15 protein-coding genes and 1 pseudogene are annotated in these 16,424 nt (G+C 55.5%); 6 read left to right on the forward strand and 10 right to left on the reverse strand.

All coding sequences use genetic code 11. The features are described 5' to 3' along the window. Positions 1-292: 292 nt before the first annotated feature. Entirely contained in the window at positions 293-439 is a 147-nt protein-coding gene (gene ynaL / locus HA41_RS21070; protein WP_162836816.1) for a proline-rich small protein YnaL, read from the forward strand. A 47-nt stretch (positions 440-486) separates the two neighbouring features. Here ynaL and ttcA read toward each other — a convergent pair whose 3' ends face one another. From ttcA to HA41_RS02805, 4 genes are all read right to left on the reverse strand, one after another. Beyond that, positions 487-1,422 carry a tRNA 2-thiocytidine(32) synthetase TtcA gene (gene ttcA, locus HA41_RS02795; RefSeq protein WP_094119494.1) on the reverse strand — a complete coding sequence of 312 codons (936 nt, stop codon included), beginning with the start codon at positions 1,420-1,422 and terminating at the stop codon, positions 487-489. 252 nt (positions 1,423-1,674) lie between these two features. Then, positions 1,675-1,839 carry a hypothetical protein gene (locus HA41_RS21075; protein WP_167373371.1) on the reverse strand — a complete coding sequence of 55 codons (165 nt, stop codon included), beginning with the start codon at positions 1,837-1,839 and terminating at the stop codon, positions 1,675-1,677. Between the two features lie 582 nt (positions 1,840-2,421). Then, positions 2,422-2,682 carry a hypothetical protein gene (locus HA41_RS02800; protein ID WP_094119495.1) on the reverse strand — a complete coding sequence of 87 codons (261 nt, stop codon included), beginning with the start codon at positions 2,680-2,682 and terminating at the stop codon, positions 2,422-2,424. Between the two features lie 218 nt (positions 2,683-2,900). Continuing rightward, the gene (locus tag HA41_RS02805) at positions 2,901-3,557 is read right to left on the reverse strand and encodes an MgtC/SapB family protein (protein ID WP_094119496.1); all 657 of its coding nucleotides are present in this window, start codon (positions 3,555-3,557) and stop codon (positions 2,901-2,903) included. A gap of 184 nt (positions 3,558-3,741) precedes the next feature. On the opposite strand from HA41_RS02805, the gene HA41_RS02810 reads away from it, so the two are divergent. Next, positions 3,742-4,017: a putative hemolysin gene (locus HA41_RS02810; RefSeq protein WP_094119497.1), complete on the forward strand. Its 276-nt coding sequence runs from the start codon at positions 3,742-3,744 to the stop codon at positions 4,015-4,017. A gap of 31 nt (positions 4,018-4,048) precedes the next feature. On the opposite strand, the gene HA41_RS02815 is transcribed toward HA41_RS02810, so the two are convergent. Next, positions 4,049-5,041 (reverse strand): 2-hydroxyacid dehydrogenase, encoded by a 993-nt coding sequence (locus tag HA41_RS02815; RefSeq protein WP_094119498.1) that lies wholly within the window; start codon positions 5,039-5,041, stop codon positions 4,049-4,051. 147 nt (positions 5,042-5,188) lie between these two features. Between HA41_RS02815 and HA41_RS02820 the strand changes: the two genes are divergently transcribed. From HA41_RS02820 to HA41_RS02830, 3 genes are read left to right on the forward strand one after another with little or no spacing between them, the layout of a single operon-like run. Then, positions 5,189-7,819 (forward strand): YdbH family protein, encoded by a 2,631-nt coding sequence (locus HA41_RS02820; RefSeq protein ID WP_094119499.1) that lies wholly within the window; start codon positions 5,189-5,191, stop codon positions 7,817-7,819. After that, positions 7,816-8,004 carry a YnbE family lipoprotein gene (locus HA41_RS02825; protein ID WP_094119500.1) on the forward strand — a complete coding sequence of 63 codons (189 nt, stop codon included), beginning with the start codon at positions 7,816-7,818 and terminating at the stop codon, positions 8,002-8,004. The genes HA41_RS02820 and HA41_RS02825 overlap by 4 nt, the downstream gene beginning before the upstream one ends. 11 nt (positions 8,005-8,015) lie before the next feature. Beyond that, positions 8,016-8,339 (forward strand): YdbL family probable chaperone protein, encoded by a 324-nt coding sequence (locus HA41_RS02830; RefSeq protein WP_094119501.1) that lies wholly within the window; start codon positions 8,016-8,018, stop codon positions 8,337-8,339. Positions 8,340-8,395: 56 nt separating this feature from the next. Here HA41_RS02830 and azoR read toward each other — a convergent pair whose 3' ends face one another. Next, positions 8,396-8,995 carry an FMN-dependent NADH-azoreductase gene (gene azoR / locus HA41_RS02835; RefSeq protein ID WP_094119502.1) on the reverse strand — a complete coding sequence of 200 codons (600 nt, stop codon included), beginning with the start codon at positions 8,993-8,995 and terminating at the stop codon, positions 8,396-8,398. A gap of 254 nt (positions 8,996-9,249) precedes the next feature. Between azoR and hrpA the strand changes: the two genes are divergently transcribed. Then, positions 9,250-13,152: an ATP-dependent RNA helicase HrpA gene (gene hrpA, locus HA41_RS02840; RefSeq protein ID WP_094119503.1), complete on the forward strand. Its 3,903-nt coding sequence runs from the start codon at positions 9,250-9,252 to the stop codon at positions 13,150-13,152. A 60-nt stretch (positions 13,153-13,212) separates the two neighbouring features. On the opposite strand, the gene HA41_RS02845 is transcribed toward hrpA, so the two are convergent. The 4 genes and pseudogenes from HA41_RS02845 to HA41_RS02855 form a co-directional block, all read right to left on the reverse strand. After that, on the reverse strand, positions 13,213-14,022 hold the full coding sequence (locus HA41_RS02845) for a trypsin-like serine peptidase (protein WP_094119504.1): 810 nt from the start codon (positions 14,020-14,022) through the stop codon (positions 13,213-13,215). Between the two features lie 115 nt (positions 14,023-14,137). Next, positions 14,138-14,218: a small membrane protein YdgU gene (gene ydgU, locus HA41_RS21755; protein ID WP_456152378.1), complete on the reverse strand. Its 81-nt coding sequence runs from the start codon at positions 14,216-14,218 to the stop codon at positions 14,138-14,140. Positions 14,219-14,300: 82 nt separating this feature from the next. Next, positions 14,301-14,779 (reverse strand): annotated as a pseudogene (asr, locus tag HA41_RS02850) (acid resistance repetitive basic protein Asr). A 157-nt stretch (positions 14,780-14,936) separates the two neighbouring features. Beyond that, positions 14,937-16,424: a carboxypeptidase M32 gene (locus tag HA41_RS02855; RefSeq protein WP_094119505.1), complete on the reverse strand. Its 1,488-nt coding sequence runs from the start codon at positions 16,422-16,424 to the stop codon at positions 14,937-14,939.

A 16,424-nucleotide genomic window follows, 5' to 3' on the forward strand; every position in this document is an offset into this window, starting at 1 on the left:
CCGGCGGGAGCCATCAGCACCGTCTGGTGCAAAAATGGCATTAAGCTGACAAAAGCTGATCGACATCAATAACCCATAGCCCCGACTGACGCAGAATCTCTCTCGCAGGTGAATGCAACGTCAAGCGATGGGCGTTGCGCTCCATATTGTCTTACTTCCTGATTTAGAATTAATGCATAGCACATTTAATTCGAAACACGCCGGCCATTGTGCCGGCTTTTTTTTTGCCGCCTGGCTGTAAGGCGTTTCCTTTCCTATGCTTAAAGTCCATTCGCAAGAAAAGGAGCACGGCATGAACGCGATTCTTAACAGCGAGCCCATCCCCACGGATCCGACCCCGATTCCTGACCCGATTCCCCAGCCGCAACCGCAGCCCGATCCGCCACCGGACCCGGAGTTTCCGCCGGTAATGGATCCGCCACCGCACCGTAACATATAAAAAAGGGCGTGCTGATAACAGCACGCCCTTAATCAGGGTAAAAAGGCTTACTTAATCTGCACCACATCCAGACGTGCAGTGATCTCCGGCGCATCTTCCTCTTCCGCGCGCCAGCCAGCAGGCTGCAGCGGCAGCGTTTCACGGTCAAATGCGAGATCGCCGCCGTCTACGACCGCATCGCCATGTTTAATGCCTTTGAAATCGAACAGGTTGATGTCTGCCATGTGTGAAGGCACCAGATTCTGCATTGCACTGAACATGGTTTCGATACGGCCAGGATAACGCTTATCCCAGTCACGCAGCATATCGGCCACCACCTGACGTTGCAGGTTCGGCTGTGAGCCACACAGGTTGCAGGGGATGATCGGGAACTGACGCGCTTCAGAGAAGCGGATAATATCTTTTTCGCGGCAGTAGGCCAGCGGGCGAATCACAATGTGCTTGCCGTCATCGCTCATCAGCTTCGGCGGCATGCCTTTCATTTTACCGCCGTAGAACATGTTCAGGAACAGGGTTTGCAAAATGTCATCGCGATGGTGACCCAGGGCAATTTTGGTACAGCCGAGTTCGCTGGCGGTACGATAAAGGATACCGCGACGCAAGCGCGAGCAGAGCGAGCAAGTGGTTTTGCCTTCCGGGATCTTATCTTTAACGATCGAGTAGGTATCTTCTTCGATAATCCGGTATTCAACCCCTTGCGATTCAAGATACCCGGGCAGAATATGCTGCGGGAATCCCGGCTGCTTCTGATCGAGGTTAACGGCAATCAGACTGAAATTGACCGGCGCGCTTTTTTGCAGGCTGCGCAAAATTTCCAGCATGGTATAGCTATCTTTACCGCCTGACAGGCAAACCATGATGCGATCGCCTTCTTCAATCATATTAAAATCAGCGATTGCTTCGCCGACATGGCGACGCAGGCGTTTTTGCAGCTTATTAAGGTTGTACTGTTCTTTCTTGTCAACCGATTGATTATCCAGCATTTTTACCTATCTCTAAAACCAGAAAGCGCACCTGGTCAGCCCACTGCGGCTCGCGTTCAGGTGATCCACTCTCTGCGGTGTCACGAATATGCAGCGTATGGTACGTATTGTTGCCGCGCTTGTCAGCGCTGGAGTGAACTAATCAGCAGATAAACCTGTGCTACCCACAGAGAAGAGGGCACAGCAGCCGTTATAACGCCAGCCGCTCAGCGCGGCTGACCCGGGAGTGCGGATATCAGGCAAAACGCGCGGTTAGCCATCGCTATCCGGCACATTATTCCACTGACAATCGATCTCGTTGTCGTGTGCTGAACAGAAGGGCATAGAGGCCTGCCAGGCAGCACTGACCGCATCCACTTTTTTTGCGGCACATCCCGTATTAATAAACACAATAGAAAGAATAAACAGGTATTTCATGGCGGTCACCGCGTAAATAAAAGCAAACAGGGTGCGCCGGATAAATTCAATACGTTATAAACAGAAAATAATTTGCGGCTGAATGAACTGATGTGAATCAATGATAGATCTGTTTTTTATAAAAATTGTTATTCAGCGAAAGTCAGAATTTCTGCAACACCCGGTGACCCGATTTGTTTCGGTGACGGCAAAGTTGAATAAGGTCTGGCTGTTGAATCGCTGTTTATTAGCCTGCGCTATAATATTCTCCCTGACCCTTAAAGGGCGATTATGACCGGGTGATCGATAGTTATATTATCTGTGTCGGGAGACGTAATCATCAGACGCAGGATAAACAGGTAAATACGCCACGGTGAAAATTGAGTCAATACTCAATTTGGGTGAAAACATTCAATATCGTGCAACGAAATCGATGCTCTGCTTTGCGGTATAAGAATATGACTTTTCAGGGAATACATATAAATTCAAACTCAGCGTCACACTGATTTTTTTTTATAATGCTATGTTGCAATTATGTATTTAGGCGTGTTGCTATTGAGCAATCATAATGGCTTAATTCATTTTTTATGGCATTAACTCATCTCAGCTACAGGCTCTGACAATCCAGCGGTAGGCCTGGTGCAGAAACAGTTTGAGTGAGGCAAAAAATTCGTGAATACCATCCTCAACCAGATAGTTGCCGGTATCTAACGCATTGTTTACAGAATCCTGATCGCAAACCATCAGCATGACGCCGACCGCCAGGGCGCTGTAAACCGGTACTATCAATTTAAACATAACGCTGTAATTTTTACGCGTACCATCGGGCAGGACATCGTCAAAGTTATTCGGATTGAAAGGCATTAGTCTCCAGCCAAAATATCATCCAGATCAAATTCAGGGGGAATTATGACATTAATTCACCGTCGGCTCCATGTTTCAGGTCATTTAAAAAGAGATGTGAGAAGATAAACTCAGCGTAGTCGGGGGCGTTTTACCGCCAATTCGCAGCCATGACAGACTATTAACTTTAACCTATATTCTCATTGTTATTCAGTATTACGCACCGCAACCTGGCGAAGCTACATCATTTCCAGTGACTGTACCCCCTTGATCTCCATAACCTTATCGTAAAGGTGCGCGTCGTTGAATTTACGTGACAGCGTGACCTGAATACTGAGCTCACACAGTCCGCTCTCTTCATCGCGATTGACTACCGTCACGTTAGCGTAACGAATCCCTTCGCGCTGTATCACCAGCAACACCAGCGGGACGCTTTTGGGTTTAAGAAACACCAGCAGCGTATGATGCTTGCCGATAAAAAAATGGCTGAGACGGCGAAAGAGTTCCAGCACCACTAACGCCAGCACCGTGCCGTAGATGCCGATTTCATACATCCCGCTACCGATCAGCAGGCCAATTGCCGCCGTCACCCACAAGCCCGCAGCGGTGGTTAATCCTCTCACCACCTGTTTCTGAACCATGATAGTGCCTGCGCCCAGGAAGCCCATGCCGCTGACCACCTGTGCCGCCACGCGGCTCGGGTCCAGCGCGACATGTTCACTGTTCAGCATGTCAGCAAAGCCATATTTCGACACCAGCATGAATATCGCGCTGCCGATGCCGACCAGAATGTGAGTGCGCAGTCCCGCCTCTTTGGCCCGCATCTGGCGCTCCATTCCAATCAGACCGCCGAGGATGCCGGCCAGTGCGATGCGGATTAACATGTCCATTAACATGGCATTACTCCGATTTAAGAAAAGCAGGGGAAGTCTGACGATTCACTGATAGCAGGTAAACAAGATAATTCTGCTTGCAAATGACGCTGGAGAATTTTGTAAAAAGCTGTTTCTCCTCTCGATCCCTTGTGCCGCCTGACATATGCTGACCAGGCCTTTAACCTCAACTCCCGGAGTCCGATTGATGAAAGCAGCCACCTTATTGCTGGCCGGTGCCGCGCTGTTACTTTCTGCCTGCAGCAGCAACAGTGATGACAACGAGCCACCGCAACAGGCGACAGCCGCCCATATCCAGCCACGGGTGATGATGTCCTCGCTGGCCGAAAATACCTGTTCAAATGCAGGCGGCACGCTGGCTTTCTCACATCAACTGGACGGCTCCCGGGTCGGGATGTGCCAGCTGGTGAATGGTCGTCGTTGTGATGAGCAGGCGTTGATCGGCGGACGCTGCGCCCGTTAAGTGACAGGCCGGAGATTTCCGGCCCGCCTGTTCAGGCTGAGAGTTGATTCGGGCAATTTTCGCCGCGATCGAGCTGGTTGAGATTACTCAGGGTCGTTTCAGAGATGGCGGTCAGCGCTTCGGCGGTCAGGAACGCCTGATGGCCGGTAAACAGTACGTTGTGACAGGCAGAAAGACGGCGGAACACATCGTCCTGGATCACATCATTCGACTTATCTTCAAAGAACAGATCGCGTTCATTCTCATACACGTCCATGCCAAGCGAACCAATCTTCTGTTGTTTCAGCGCATCAATTGCTGCCTGTGAATCAATCAGGCTACCGCGGCTGGTGTTGATGATCATCACGCCATCACGCATCTGGCTGAACGCTTCGGCGTTAAGCAGGTGATAATTTTCTGACGTCAATGGGCAGTGCAGCGTAATCACATGCGATTCGGCAAACAGCCTTTTCAGATCGACATATTCGGCACCCAATGCCAGCGCCTCATCGCTGGGATAGGGATCAAAGGCCAGCAGATGCATACCTAACCCCTTCAGGATGCGCATGGTCGCGATTCCAATTTTACCGGTACCAATGACGCCAGCGGTTTTACCGTGCATATTAAATCCGGTCAGCCCGTCAAGTGAGAAGTTGGCATCACGGGTGCGTTGATAGGCACGATGGATTCGACGATTCAGGGTGAGCATCATACCCACGGTATGTTCCGCCACCGCTTCCGGGGAATAGGCTGGCACCCTGACGACCGGCAGGCCAAACTCCGCCGCGGCGGCCAGATCGACGTTATTAAAACCGGCACAGCGCAGGGCAATGTACTTCACGCCCAGCGATGCCAGCTCTTCCAGTACCGGGCGGCTGCCATCATCGTTGACAAAGATACAGACGGCATCACAGCCGACGGCATTTTTTGCCGTGCTCTCGGTGAGCAAAAAGTCAAAAAAGACCAGTTCAAAACCGAATTGCTGATTAACCTGCTCGAAGTACTTCTGATCGTAATGTTTGGTGCTGTAAACCGCGATCTTCATCGTTGTGCTCCTGCATACGGGTGTGAAACAAGGATAACGTTTTCTGGCAGACTTTGCTCTAACCGCTGATTTGCGCGCGGGCGGGACCTTCACCTTCCGGGCGTTACATGCCATCATCATTGTCAGGATACTGTAAGGAAAAGGATTATGGCTGTGATGCCACGGATTTTTCGGCGACGGCTGGCGGCCATTCTGGCGCTGATTCTGCTGCTGCTGGGCTTACTGCTGACGATCACCCAATGGCTGCCACGGTTAGTCGGCATCTGGCTGCCGCCAGAGACCCGCATTGCGCTATCCGGCTCGCCGCGCTGGCGGGATGGCGGCTTGTGGTTTCCCGGCATTCGCTATCTGGCCCAGGATTGTCTGCTGGCGGAGATCCAGTCGGCCTCGCTCGGCTGGCAGGATTCGCGCTGGAAGCTGAACGCAGCACAACTGACGCTGAACAGCGACTGCCTGCAAAAATTACCTGACGGTGATGGCCCGTCGGCGGCACCCAAAACCCTGGCCGAATGGCAGGCGATGCTGCCAGGCGCCGACGTTCATCTGACGAAACTGCTTGTCACGCCGTGGCAGGCTTACGCGGGCACGCTGGATCTGACCTTAGAAAAACAGCAGCAGCAACTCCGTTATCAGGGTGAGAATCTGCAACTGGCAGCGACGCTGACCGGACAACAGCTCGCCATCAATCGCCTGACGCTTAATCATCCCGCATTACCTGAACCGGTCACCCTCAGTGGCCACGTGGAATTGCCGACCTTCGCTAACGGCTTGCCGGTTAGCGGCGAAGTCGCCGGGCAACTGGCGCTGACCGCGCTGCCGCATCCGCTGCTGCTGACCCTTAACTGGCAACAGCAGCAGGGCGTGCTGAACGTGGCGATGCCGGATAACGATCGGCCGCTGCTGCGACTGCCGTGGCAGATCAGCGACGAGCAGATCCGCATCCAGCAGGGTCAGTACTTCTGGCCGCTGGCAGGTCAGCCGCTCTCCGGATTTGTCAATCTGACGCTGGATAACTGGCAATCGGGTCTTGAAGCCAGCCAGATCAGCGGCCGGATTAACCTGTTAACCCAGGGGCGCGGCGGTAAAGGCAACGTGGTGCTGGGTCTCGGTCCGGGTCATTTGAGTCTGACCGACAGCCATCTGCCCTTTCAGCTGACCGGCGAAAGCAAGCTGGCCGATCTGCAGCTGTATGGATCGATACCGGGTCTGCTCAGCGGCTCACTGATCGATCCTCAGCTGGTGCTGCAACCCAAATCGCTGCTGCGTCTGCGTGGTCGTCTGCTCTCTACACTGGAGGTGGATGAGGCGCGCTGGCCACTGGCCGGCGTCCGGATCTCGGCGCAGGGGATTGATGGGCGGTTACAGGCGATCCTGAATGCTCACGATCCCAGCTTTGGTCGTTTCCGGCTGCATCTGGATGGTCGTGCCACCGATTTCTGGCCGGATAAGGGCGAATGGAACTGGCGCTACTGGGGCGGTGGCGAAATGCTGCCGCTTCAGGCGCGCTGGGATGTCAAAGGCACCGGCGGCTGGCGTGATACGCTGATTCATCTGGATACGCTCTCCACCGGTTTCAATCACCTTGCTTATGGCAGCGTTCAGGTGGAAAAGCCCCGGCTGACGCTGACCGCGCCGGTCAACTGGCAGCGCGCTGCGCAGAATCCCTCTTTTAACGGCAGCTTCCGGCTACAGGCGGGCGCCACTCACTTCAGTTACGGCGGCAGGCTGGCAGATTCGACGCTCGACTTTGAAGCGAAAGGCCGCGATCCCGGTGACTTTATCTGGCGGGGCGCACTGAACGCCGGCAGGGTGGGTCCGGTACGGGTCAACGGTCGCTGGGATGGCGAACGGCTGCGCGGCGAAGCCTGGTGGCCGCAGCAATCGCTGACCGTGTTTCAGACCTTACTCAGTCCGGACCTGAAGATGCAGATTCGCGGCGGCGAGTTGCGGTCGCAGGTGGCGTTTTCGGCCGCGCGCGATCAGGGGTTCCAGGCGGGGGGGCACTGGACGGTCAACGCGGGCAGTCTCTGGACCCCGGACAGTGAGATAAATGGCGTCGATTTCTCGCTGCCGTTCCGGCTAAAAGATCAGCAGTGGCAGTTTGGGCAACACGGCCCGGTATCGCTGCGTATCGCTGAGATAAAAAACCAGTTTGCAATGCAAAATATTCGCGCCGATCTGCAGGGCGCCTGGCCGTGGAGTGAACAGGCACCGCTGACCTTGCAGGAGGTGAGTCTTGATCTGCTGGGCGGGCAGATCAGCTTACCGGCATTACGGATGCCACAGCATCAGCCGGCGCGCGTGTCACTGCGCAATATCAGCCTGAGTGAGCTGGTGACGGCGATCAAACCGAAACAGTTTGCCATGTCCGGACGGATCAACGGCGAACTGCCGCTGTGGCTGAATCATCCGCGCTGGCTGATCGAGAAAGGGTGGATCGCCAACAGCGGCCCGCTGACCTTCCGGCTGGATAAAGATATGGCGGATGCGATAACCCGCAATAACGTCGCCACCGGCGCGGCGCTGGACTGGCTGCGCTATATGGAAATCTCCCGCTCCTGGGCCACGCTGAATCTGAATACCGTGGGCGATCTCATTATGGAGGCAGAGGTGCAGGGCATCAGCCAGTTCAGTAACCGTCGGCAGACCGTGAATCTCAACTATCGTCATCAGGAAAATCTGTTTCAGCTGTGGCGCAGTCTGCGCTTTGGCGATAATTTGCAATCCTGGGTGGAGCAACATGCCACCCTGCCATCGAACAAGGACACCACACCATGAGCTTCAGGGCATTACTGGTTCTGGCAGCCGGGCTGCCGCTGATCGGCTGTGTACCGCGCATTGAAGTGACGGCACCGAAAGATCCGATCACTATCAACATGAACGTGAAAATCGAGCATGAGATTCACATCAAAGTGGATAAAGACGTGGAAGCGTTATTGAAAAACCAGAGCGATCTGTTCTGAGGAGAGCGAGTATGAAACGCATCAGCGTAGCCCTGTTACTTGCCCTGATGATCGCCCAGCCCGCCTGGGCGCTGACGCTGGATGAGGCGCGTCAGTCGGGGCGGGTCGGCGAAACCCTCTCCGGCTATCTGGCCGCGCGCGCGCAGGACAGCGAAACCCTGGCGCTGACGGAGAAAATCAATGCGGGCCGACAGCAGCAGTATCAGCGGGTAGCAGAGCAGAATAATTTACCCACCGCAGACGTTGCCAGCATTGCCGGTCAGAAACTGGTGAGCCGGGCCGCCGCAGGAGAATATGTGCGCGGCATTAATGGTCAGTGGCTGAAAAAAGAGTAACACCAGGCATAAAAAAGCCGGGCGCAGGGCCCGGCAAGTACAACGGCATCAAAAGATTAAGCAGTAACGATCTGCTGGATAGCGTCTTTGGCTTCCGCGGTCGCTTTGCTGGCCACTTCAGGACCGTAAGCGATACCTTCAGCGAATACGAACTCCACGTCGGTGATGCCGATGAAGCCCAGGAACAGCTTCACGTATGGCGTCAGCAGGTCGGACGCGGTGTCTTTGTGAATGCCGCCGCGGCTGGAGATCACCACCGCACGCTTGCCTTTCACCAGACCTTCCGGGCCTGCTTCGGTGTAACGGAATGTCACGCCAGCACGGGCAATCAGGTCGAAGTAGTTCTTCAGCTGGGTCGGGATGTTAAAGTTATACATGGGGGCAGCAATCACGATTTCATCATGGGCCTGCAGTTCTGCAATCAGCTCATCGGACAGCGCCAGCGCATCCTGCTGACGTGGCGACAGTGGCGCATCAGACGGACGCAGCGCGCCGACCAGTTCACCATCCAGTACCGGAATCGGGTTAGCAGCCAGATCACGTACGGTCACTTCTTTGCCCTGAGATTTTGCCTGCTCGAGATAGAAGTCAGCCAGTTGGCTGGATTGTGAGTAGCCTGCGAGGATGCTTGATTTCAGAACTAAAACTTTGCTCATGGTGATTTCCTGTCTGTACGCGGAAGGCTGTCCGCTCAATGGTTTACACTCTACGGTTATCAATGGCGCGGTGAAAGCGCAATATTTCGAGGTCGATGTTCGAATTTATTGAATAAGCGTAACGTGCGCCGTCCGCCGTCACAGGTCGAAATGTGCTATGATGCGCGCAATTATTTTATTGAATCAGCCGGTTATCCCGGCTTGCAGCGCGCTGCGACAGCAGCGACAGCGTCTGAGTAAGGTACGTCATTATTATGTCATCTCCCGATACCTCCCCACTGGCTTCACTCTGGTCACGGCTTGACGGGTTAATGCTGCGCGACCGCCAGCGCCTGCAGCGTCGCTTACAGGGTGCCAGGAAAGTTAAAAATCCGGCCGCACAGCAGGGCATCGCCAGCGAGCTGGAGCAGGATTTTAGCGCCGCCGAGCAGCGGGTGGCCCAGCGTCGCGCTGCCACTCCGGCTATCACCTTCCCGGAAAATCTGCCGGTCAGCCAGAAGCAGCAGGATATTGCTGAGGCGATACGCGATCATCAGGTGGTGATTGTGGCGGGCGAAACCGGCTCTGGTAAAACCACTCAGTTACCGAAAATCTGTCTGGCGCTGGGACGCGGCGTAACCGGGCTGATTGGGCATACTCAGCCACGCCGACTGGCGGCCCGTACCGTTGCCAACCGTATTGCCGACGAACTGGATACTTCGCTCGGTGGCTGCGTCGGCTATAAAGTGCGTTTTAACGATCAGGTCAGCGATCTGACCCAGATTAAATTAATGACCGACGGGATACTGCTGGCGGAAATACAGCAGGATCGTCTGCTGATGCAGTACGACACCATCATTATCGATGAGGCGCATGAGCGCAGCCTGAATATCGACTTCCTGCTGGGCTACCTGCGCGAACTGCTGCCGCGTCGGCCCGATCTCAAGGTGATCATCACCTCGGCAACCATCGATCCGCAGCGCTTTTCACGGCATTTCAATAACGCGCCGGTGATTGAAGTTTCCGGCCGTACTTATCCGGTGGAAGTGCGTTACCGGCCGGTGGCAGATGAGGCGGATGATGGCGATCGCGATCAGCTGCAGGCAATCTTTGATGCGGTGGATGAACTGGGCCATGAAAGTCACGGCGACATCCTGATTTTCATGAGCGGTGAACGTGAGATCCGTGATACTGCAGACGCACTGATCAAACGCGATCTGCCGCATACCGAAATACTGCCGCTCTACGCCCGCCTGTCGAATGCCGAGCAAAACCGGGTATTCCAGTCACACAGCGGCCGACGAATCGTACTGGCCACCAACGTGGCGGAAACCTCGCTGACGGTGCCTGGCATCAAATATGTTATCGATCCCGGAACGGCGCGCATCAGCCGCTACAGCTTCCGCACCAAAGTGCAGCGGCTGCCGATTGAGCCGGTGTCGCAGGCGTCGGCCAATCAGCGTAAAGGGCGCTGTGGCCGTGTGTCAGAGGGGATCTGTATCCGCCTCTATTCTGAGGATGATTTTCTCAGTCGCCCGGCGTTTACCGATCCGGAAATTCTGCGTACCAACCTGGCGTCGGTGATTCTGCAGATGACCGCGCTGGGTCTGGGCGATATCGCCGCGTTCCCGTTTGTGGAAGCGCCCGATAAGCGCAACATTCAGGATGGTGTGCGCCTGCTGGAAGAGCTGGGCGCACTAACCCTGAATGAAGACGATGGGCATTACCGGCTGACCGGTTCAGGCCGCCAGCTGGCGCAGTTGCCGGTCGATCCCCGTCTGGCGCGGATGGTGCTGGAAGCGCAAAAATTTGGCTGCGTCCGCGAAGTGATGATCATCACCGCGGGCTTATCGATTCAGGACCCGCGTGAGCGTCCCGCCGAGAAAAAACAGGCGTCAGATGAAAAACATCGGCGATTCGCCGACAAAGATTCCGACTTCCTGGCCTTCGTCAATTTATGGAATTACCTGGCGGAGCAGCAGAAAGCGCTGTCGGGTAACCTGTTCCGCCGCCAGTGCAAAAGTGACTTCCTTAACTATTTGCGGGTGCGCGAATGGCAGGATATCTACACCCAGCTGCGGCAGGTGGTGCGCGAGCTGGGCATTCCGGTCAACAGCGAGCCGGCGGGAATGCGTGAAATTCACTGCGCGCTGTTAAGCGGGCTGCTGTCGCATATCGGCCAGAAAGATGCGGATAAGCAGGAGTTCACCGGCGCGCGCAATACCCGCTTCGCCATCTTCCCCGGCTCCGGGCTGTTTAAGAAGCCGCCAAAATGGACCATGGTGGCGGAACTGGTCGAGACCAGCCGGTTGTGGGGCCGGACCGCCGGACGCATCGAGCCGGAGTGGATTGAGCCGCTGGCCCAGCATCTGATCAAGCGCAGCTACAGCGAACCGCACTGGGAGAAATCACAGGGCGCGGTGATGGCAACTGAAAAAGTAACGCTGTATGGCCTGCCGATTGTGGCGGCGCGCAAAGTTAACTATGGCGCTATCGATCCGACCCTGAGCCGCGAGCTGTTTATCCGCCATGCGCTGGTGGAGGGCGACTGGCAGACGCGTCACGCCTTCTTCCGCACCAATCAGAAGCTGCGCAGCGAAGTCGAGGATCTGGAGCATAAATCGCGCCGTCGCGACATTCTGGTCGATGACGAAACCCTGTTTGCCTTTTACGAGCAGCGTATCGGTAAAGAGGTGGTGTCAGCGAAGCACTTTGATAGCTGGTGGAAGCAGGCTAGCCGCGACAATCCGGAATTGCTGAACTTTGATAAGCAGATGCTGATTAAAGAGGGCGCGGATAAGGTCAGCCAGCTCGACTATCCCAACTTCTGGCATCAGCGCAACCTCAGGCTGAAGCTGAGCTACCAGTTTGAACCGGGCGCCGATGCCGATGGCGTGACGGTGCATATCCCGTTGCCGCTGCTTAACCAGGTGGAAGAGAACGGCTTTGAGTGGCAGATTCCGGGCGTGCGGCGCGAACTGATTATCGCGCTGATTAAGTCGCTGCCTAAACCGCTACGGCGCAATCTGGTGCCGGCACCGAACTATGCCGAAGCGTTTCTCGGCCGGGTTACCGCGATGGAGATGCCGCTGCTGGATGCGCTGTCGCGAGAGTTTCGTCGCATGACCGGCGTCACGCTGGAGCGGGAAAACTGGCAGTGGGAACAGGTGCCCGATCATCTGAAAATGACCTTCCGGGTGGTGGACGAACACAACCGCAAGCTGCTGGAAGGCAAAGATCTGACCGCCCTCAAGGCGCAGCTGAAAGGCAAAGTGCAGGAAACGTTGTCAAAAGTGGCGGATGACGGGCTGGAACAGAGCGGGCTGCATATCTGGAGCTTCGGTGATTTGCCACGCAGCTATGAGCAGAAACGCGGCAGTTATCAGGTGAAAGCCTGGCCGGCGCTGGTCGATGAGAAAGAGAGCGTTGCCATTCGGCTGTTCGACAGCGAACAGGAGCAGCAAAAAATGATGTGGCGCGGTCAGCGCCGTCTGTTGCTGCTTAATGTGCCGTCCCCGGTGAAATACCTGCACGAAAAGCTGCCGAACAAGGCCAAACTCGGTCTCTACTTTAATCCGTATGGCAAAGTGATGGAGCTGATCGACGACTGTATCGCCTGTGGCATCGATAAGCTGATCGCCGACGCGGGCGGACCCGCCTGGGATCAGGCCGGATTTGAGCAGTTGCGGGATAAAGTGCGCGGTGAACTCAATGAAACCGTGGTGACCATTGCTAAGCAGGTCGAGCAGATCCTGACGGCGGTATTCAACATTAATAAGCGGCTGAAAGGGCGGGTCGACATGACGATGGCGCTGGCGCTATCCGACATCAAGGCGCAGCTTAGTGGACTGGTCTACCGCGGTTTTGTCACCGGCAACGGCTGGCAGCGGCTGGGCGACAGCTTGCGCTACCTGCACGGCATCGAACGGCGACTGGAAAAATTGCCCGCCGATCCGCACAGCGATCGGGCGAGGATGTTGAAGGTGCAGGCGGTGGAGCAGGCCTACCAGGCGTGGCGGAATAAGTTGCCACCGCAGCGCCAGGATGATGAAGAGGTGAAGGCGATCCGCTGGATGATTGAGGAGTTGCGGATCAGCTATTTTGCCCAGCAGCTCGGCACGCCTTATCCGATCTCTGACAAGCGCATTCTGCAGACCATGGAGCAGATTGCGGGCTGATAAAACGGGGGCGCGTCAGTGATGACGCGCCCCCGGCTTCTGTTGCCCGTGAAGATGCTGTTACTGCGCTAAGGCTTCCAGTTCATCTCTGAATGAGGTAACGGCAATCGCCCGGTTGTCGGCCAGATAGCGATCTTTGGCGGCGGGTGCCGAGCTCTGGACCGCAATTAACTGCCAGCCGTTATCCCCGTTCAGCAGCAGCGGCGAGCCACTGTCGCCGGGCAGCGTATCACACTGATGCGACAGTACGGCGCGCTGCGCCCAGCCGGTAATCAGACAGTCACTGTGAGAATAGAGCGTATCGAGATGATCGGCCGGATAACCCGCCTGGGTCACTTTGCGGCCGGTCTGTTTCAGCGCCGCGGTTAAATCACTGCGTGAGCCGTCAAACAGCGGAATCGGCGTAATAGCGGAGGGCGGATTGCGCAGAATCACAATGCCATAATCAAAGGGTGCGGCATTACTCGGCACGATCCAGCCTTCACCATCCGCTTTCAGTTTCGAAGCCAGCGACGGTTCGACGCGGGCATCGATATCGTGAATTTCATAACGCCAGCCTTTATCACTGGCCATAAAGCGCAACGCAACCGGCTTGTCGAAATTGCCCGGTGGCGCGAGTAAGCAGTGTCCGGCGGTCAGGGCCAGATGCGGTGAAATCAGCGTGGCGGTGCAGAGGTTACCGCTTTCGGTTTCCAGCTGACCAATGGCATCCCAGGGTGCCGCGGTGATATCGGTAATGGCTTGTCGATGATCCTTGCCGAAAAACAGCATTTTGATTTCAGCCGCGGTTGGCGTGTCGTCGTCGTCATCGGCATGAGCAAAGGAGGTAAAGCTGAAAAGTCCAACCATTAACAAGATAGCCAGGCGCATAGAACTCTCAATGGCGAGAAAAAAGTAACGTTATTGTTATCAGGCAACTGCGATAACTATAGTCGTTAGGCGCTAAAAAAGGGAGTTTTATTGGTTAATCAGTACGCTACAACCGTTAAATAAAAAAGCTCGCTGCCACAATGCCACACAGGATCATAATCAGCAGAATAATTTCGAAGCGATAGCGACGCACCATTTCATCCACTCCAGTAAAGAAACACCCGGTATAACCGGGTGTTTTTAATCATTAACGCGTGGCCGGGCGCGCTATGGCGACCTTAGTTTTTAGCCGCGGGCTTAACGACTTTTTTGTGATGAACTTTTTTAGCGGCCTGGGCTTTCTGTGCAGGTTTTACGACTTTCTTGTGATGAACTTTTTTTAGCCGCCTGCGCTTTCTGTGCAGCAGGCTTAGTCACTTTCTTGTGGTGAACTTTCTTAGCGGCCTGAGCTTTCTGTGCAGCAGGCTTAGTCGCTTTCTTGTGGTGCATTTTCTTAGCAGCTTGCGCTTTCTGCGCAGCCGGTTTTACTGCTTTTTTGTGGTGAACTTTTTTTAGCCGCCTGCGCTTTCTGTGCTGCGTCTTTTTTCACCGCTTTTTTGTGTTTCTTGTGTTCAGCTTTGTGTGCAGTTTTTGCTGGCGCCGCTGTGGTCGTTGAGGTCGCAGGTGCAGCGGCAGGTGCAGCCGTTGTTTCAGCAGCGAAGGCAACAGAAGAGATACCCATAGCAGCGGCGACAACCAGTGCAAATAATTTTTTCATTGCAAATTCCTCGGACATTTTTTTCATGTGTAGCCCACTGCGGGGCCGGTGAAGAGACTATAGGGAAATCGGTGCAGGGCGTCCGTGGGTGTTTGGTATCGGCGTGTAACCGATTGTACAACGCGAGGAAAGGGCGGTCAGATGACCGCCGCGCAGCTTAGTTATTCAGATAGCGTTGTTCAAGGTGCTGACGGAAAAAGGCCGGATTCAGCGTCTCGCCGGTAGCGTTAATCAGCAGCTGATCGGTAGAGAAGCGGCTGCCATGCTGCCAGATGTTCTGTTGCAGCCAGTCAAATACCGGCTGCAGTTCGCCGTGCTGAATCAGCTCACTGAGTTGCGGAATCGCTTTTTTTACCGCCTGGAACAGTTGGGCGGCGTACATCGCGCCCAGCGTGTAGGTCGGGAAGTAGCCGAAAGCACCGTCGGTCCAGTGAATATCCTGCATACAGCCATCACGGTAATTGCCACGGGTATCCAGACCCAGCGACTGCTGCATTTTCTCATCCCACAGCGCCGGAATATCCTCAACCTCAATCTCGCCTTCAATCAGCGCCTGTTCAATCTCATAACGCAGAATCACATGCGCCGGGTAGCTGAGTTCATCGGCATCGACCCGAATCAGTCCCGGTTTTACCTGCTGGGCCAGCCGGATGAAATTGTCCGCCTGCAGCGCCGGCTGATCGCCGAAGGTGGTGATGATTTGCGGCAGAATGCGCTGCAGAAATTCGCGACTGCGGCCCAGCTGCATCTCCATAAACAGGCTTTGTGATTCATGAATCGCGGTTGAACGGGCCAGCGCCACCGGCTGGCCACGCCACTGCTGCGGCAGATTTTGCTCGTAGCGCGCGTGGCCGGTTTCATGGATGACGCCCATCATGGCGCTGAGAAACTCCTGCTCATTGTAACGGGTGGTAATGCGGACATCTTCTGGTACGCCACCACAGAATGGATGCGCGCTGACATCCAGCCGCCCGTGGTTAAAGTCAAAACCCAGCGTTTCCATGATGCTCAGGCCCAGCTGACGCTGCGCCGGCAGGGCAAAGGGCCCCTGCGGCAGCGCAGCTGGCTGCTGCGCCTGCTTCTCCACCACCTGTTGCAACAGCTGCGGCAGCCAGCGCTTGAGTTCGCCAAAGGTCTCATCCAGTCTGGCGCGGGTCATGCCGGGCTCATACAGATCCAGTAACGCGTCATAGCGTGAACAGCCGTTAGCATCAGCGCGCAACTGCGCTTCCTTGCGGCTCAGGCGCACCACCTCTTTCAGATTGGCGGCAAAACCCTGCCAGTCATTGGCGGGACGCTGCGTGCGCCAGGCATGTTCACAGACCGAACCAGCCAGCGACTTAGCCTCGACGAAAGCATCCGGCAACAGGCTGGCCTGCTGATAAGCGCGCTTCATTTCATTGAGGTTGGCGCGCTCCACATCGTTCAGGTCCTGCTGTTCTGCCTGTTGCAGCAGTTCGCCAATCTGCGGGGCGGTCAGAATCTGGTGCTGCAACACGCTCATCTCAGCCAGCGCTTCACCGCGCGCCTGGCTGCCGCCTGGCGGCATGGTGGTTTGCATATCGCAGCCGGCGATGGCGGTGACGTGATTGAAACGCGACAGGCGCTGAAATGTCGCGCTAAGTTGTTGATACGCTGAGGTCAC

The sequence above is a fragment of the Pantoea conspicua genome (assembly GCF_002095315.1).
Taxonomy (GTDB): Bacteria; Pseudomonadota; Gammaproteobacteria; order Enterobacterales; family Enterobacteriaceae; genus Pantoea; species Pantoea conspicua.

Bases quoted from the DNA above. Each gene is read 5' to 3' on its own strand.
- ttcA (WP_094119494.1), bottom strand. From the start codon at position 1,422: ATGCTGGATAATCAATCGGTTGACAAGAAAGAACAGTACAACCTTAAT.
- HA41_RS21075 (WP_167373371.1), bottom strand. From the start codon at position 1,839: ATGAAATACCTGTTTATTCTTTCTATTGTGTTTATTAATACGGGATGT.
- ydgU (WP_456152378.1), bottom strand. From the start codon at position 14,218: ATGGTGCGTCGCTATCGCTTCGAAATTATTCTGCTGATTATGATCCTG.
- HA41_RS02800 (WP_094119495.1), bottom strand. From the start codon at position 2,682: ATGCCTTTCAATCCGAATAACTTTGACGATGTCCTGCCCGATGGTACG.
- HA41_RS02845 (WP_094119504.1), bottom strand. From the start codon at position 14,022: ATGCGCCTGGCTATCTTGTTAATGGTTGGACTTTTCAGCTTTACCTCC.
- azoR (WP_094119502.1), bottom strand. From the start codon at position 8,995: ATGAGCAAAGTTTTAGTTCTGAAATCAAGCATCCTCGCAGGCTACTCA.
- HA41_RS02820 (WP_094119499.1), top strand. From the start codon at position 5,189: ATGGCTGTGATGCCACGGATTTTTCGGCGACGGCTGGCGGCCATTCTG.
- HA41_RS02815 (WP_094119498.1), bottom strand. From the start codon at position 5,041: ATGAAGATCGCGGTTTACAGCACCAAACATTACGATCAGAAGTACTTC.
- ynaL (WP_162836816.1), top strand. From the start codon at position 293: ATGAACGCGATTCTTAACAGCGAGCCCATCCCCACGGATCCGACCCCG.
- HA41_RS02830 (WP_094119501.1), top strand. From the start codon at position 8,016: ATGAAACGCATCAGCGTAGCCCTGTTACTTGCCCTGATGATCGCCCAG.
- HA41_RS02825 (WP_094119500.1), top strand. From the start codon at position 7,816: ATGAGCTTCAGGGCATTACTGGTTCTGGCAGCCGGGCTGCCGCTGATC.
- hrpA (WP_094119503.1), top strand. From the start codon at position 9,250: ATGTCATCTCCCGATACCTCCCCACTGGCTTCACTCTGGTCACGGCTT.
- HA41_RS02805 (WP_094119496.1), bottom strand. From the start codon at position 3,557: ATGTTAATGGACATGTTAATCCGCATCGCACTGGCCGGCATCCTCGGC.
- HA41_RS02810 (WP_094119497.1), top strand. From the start codon at position 3,742: ATGAAAGCAGCCACCTTATTGCTGGCCGGTGCCGCGCTGTTACTTTCT.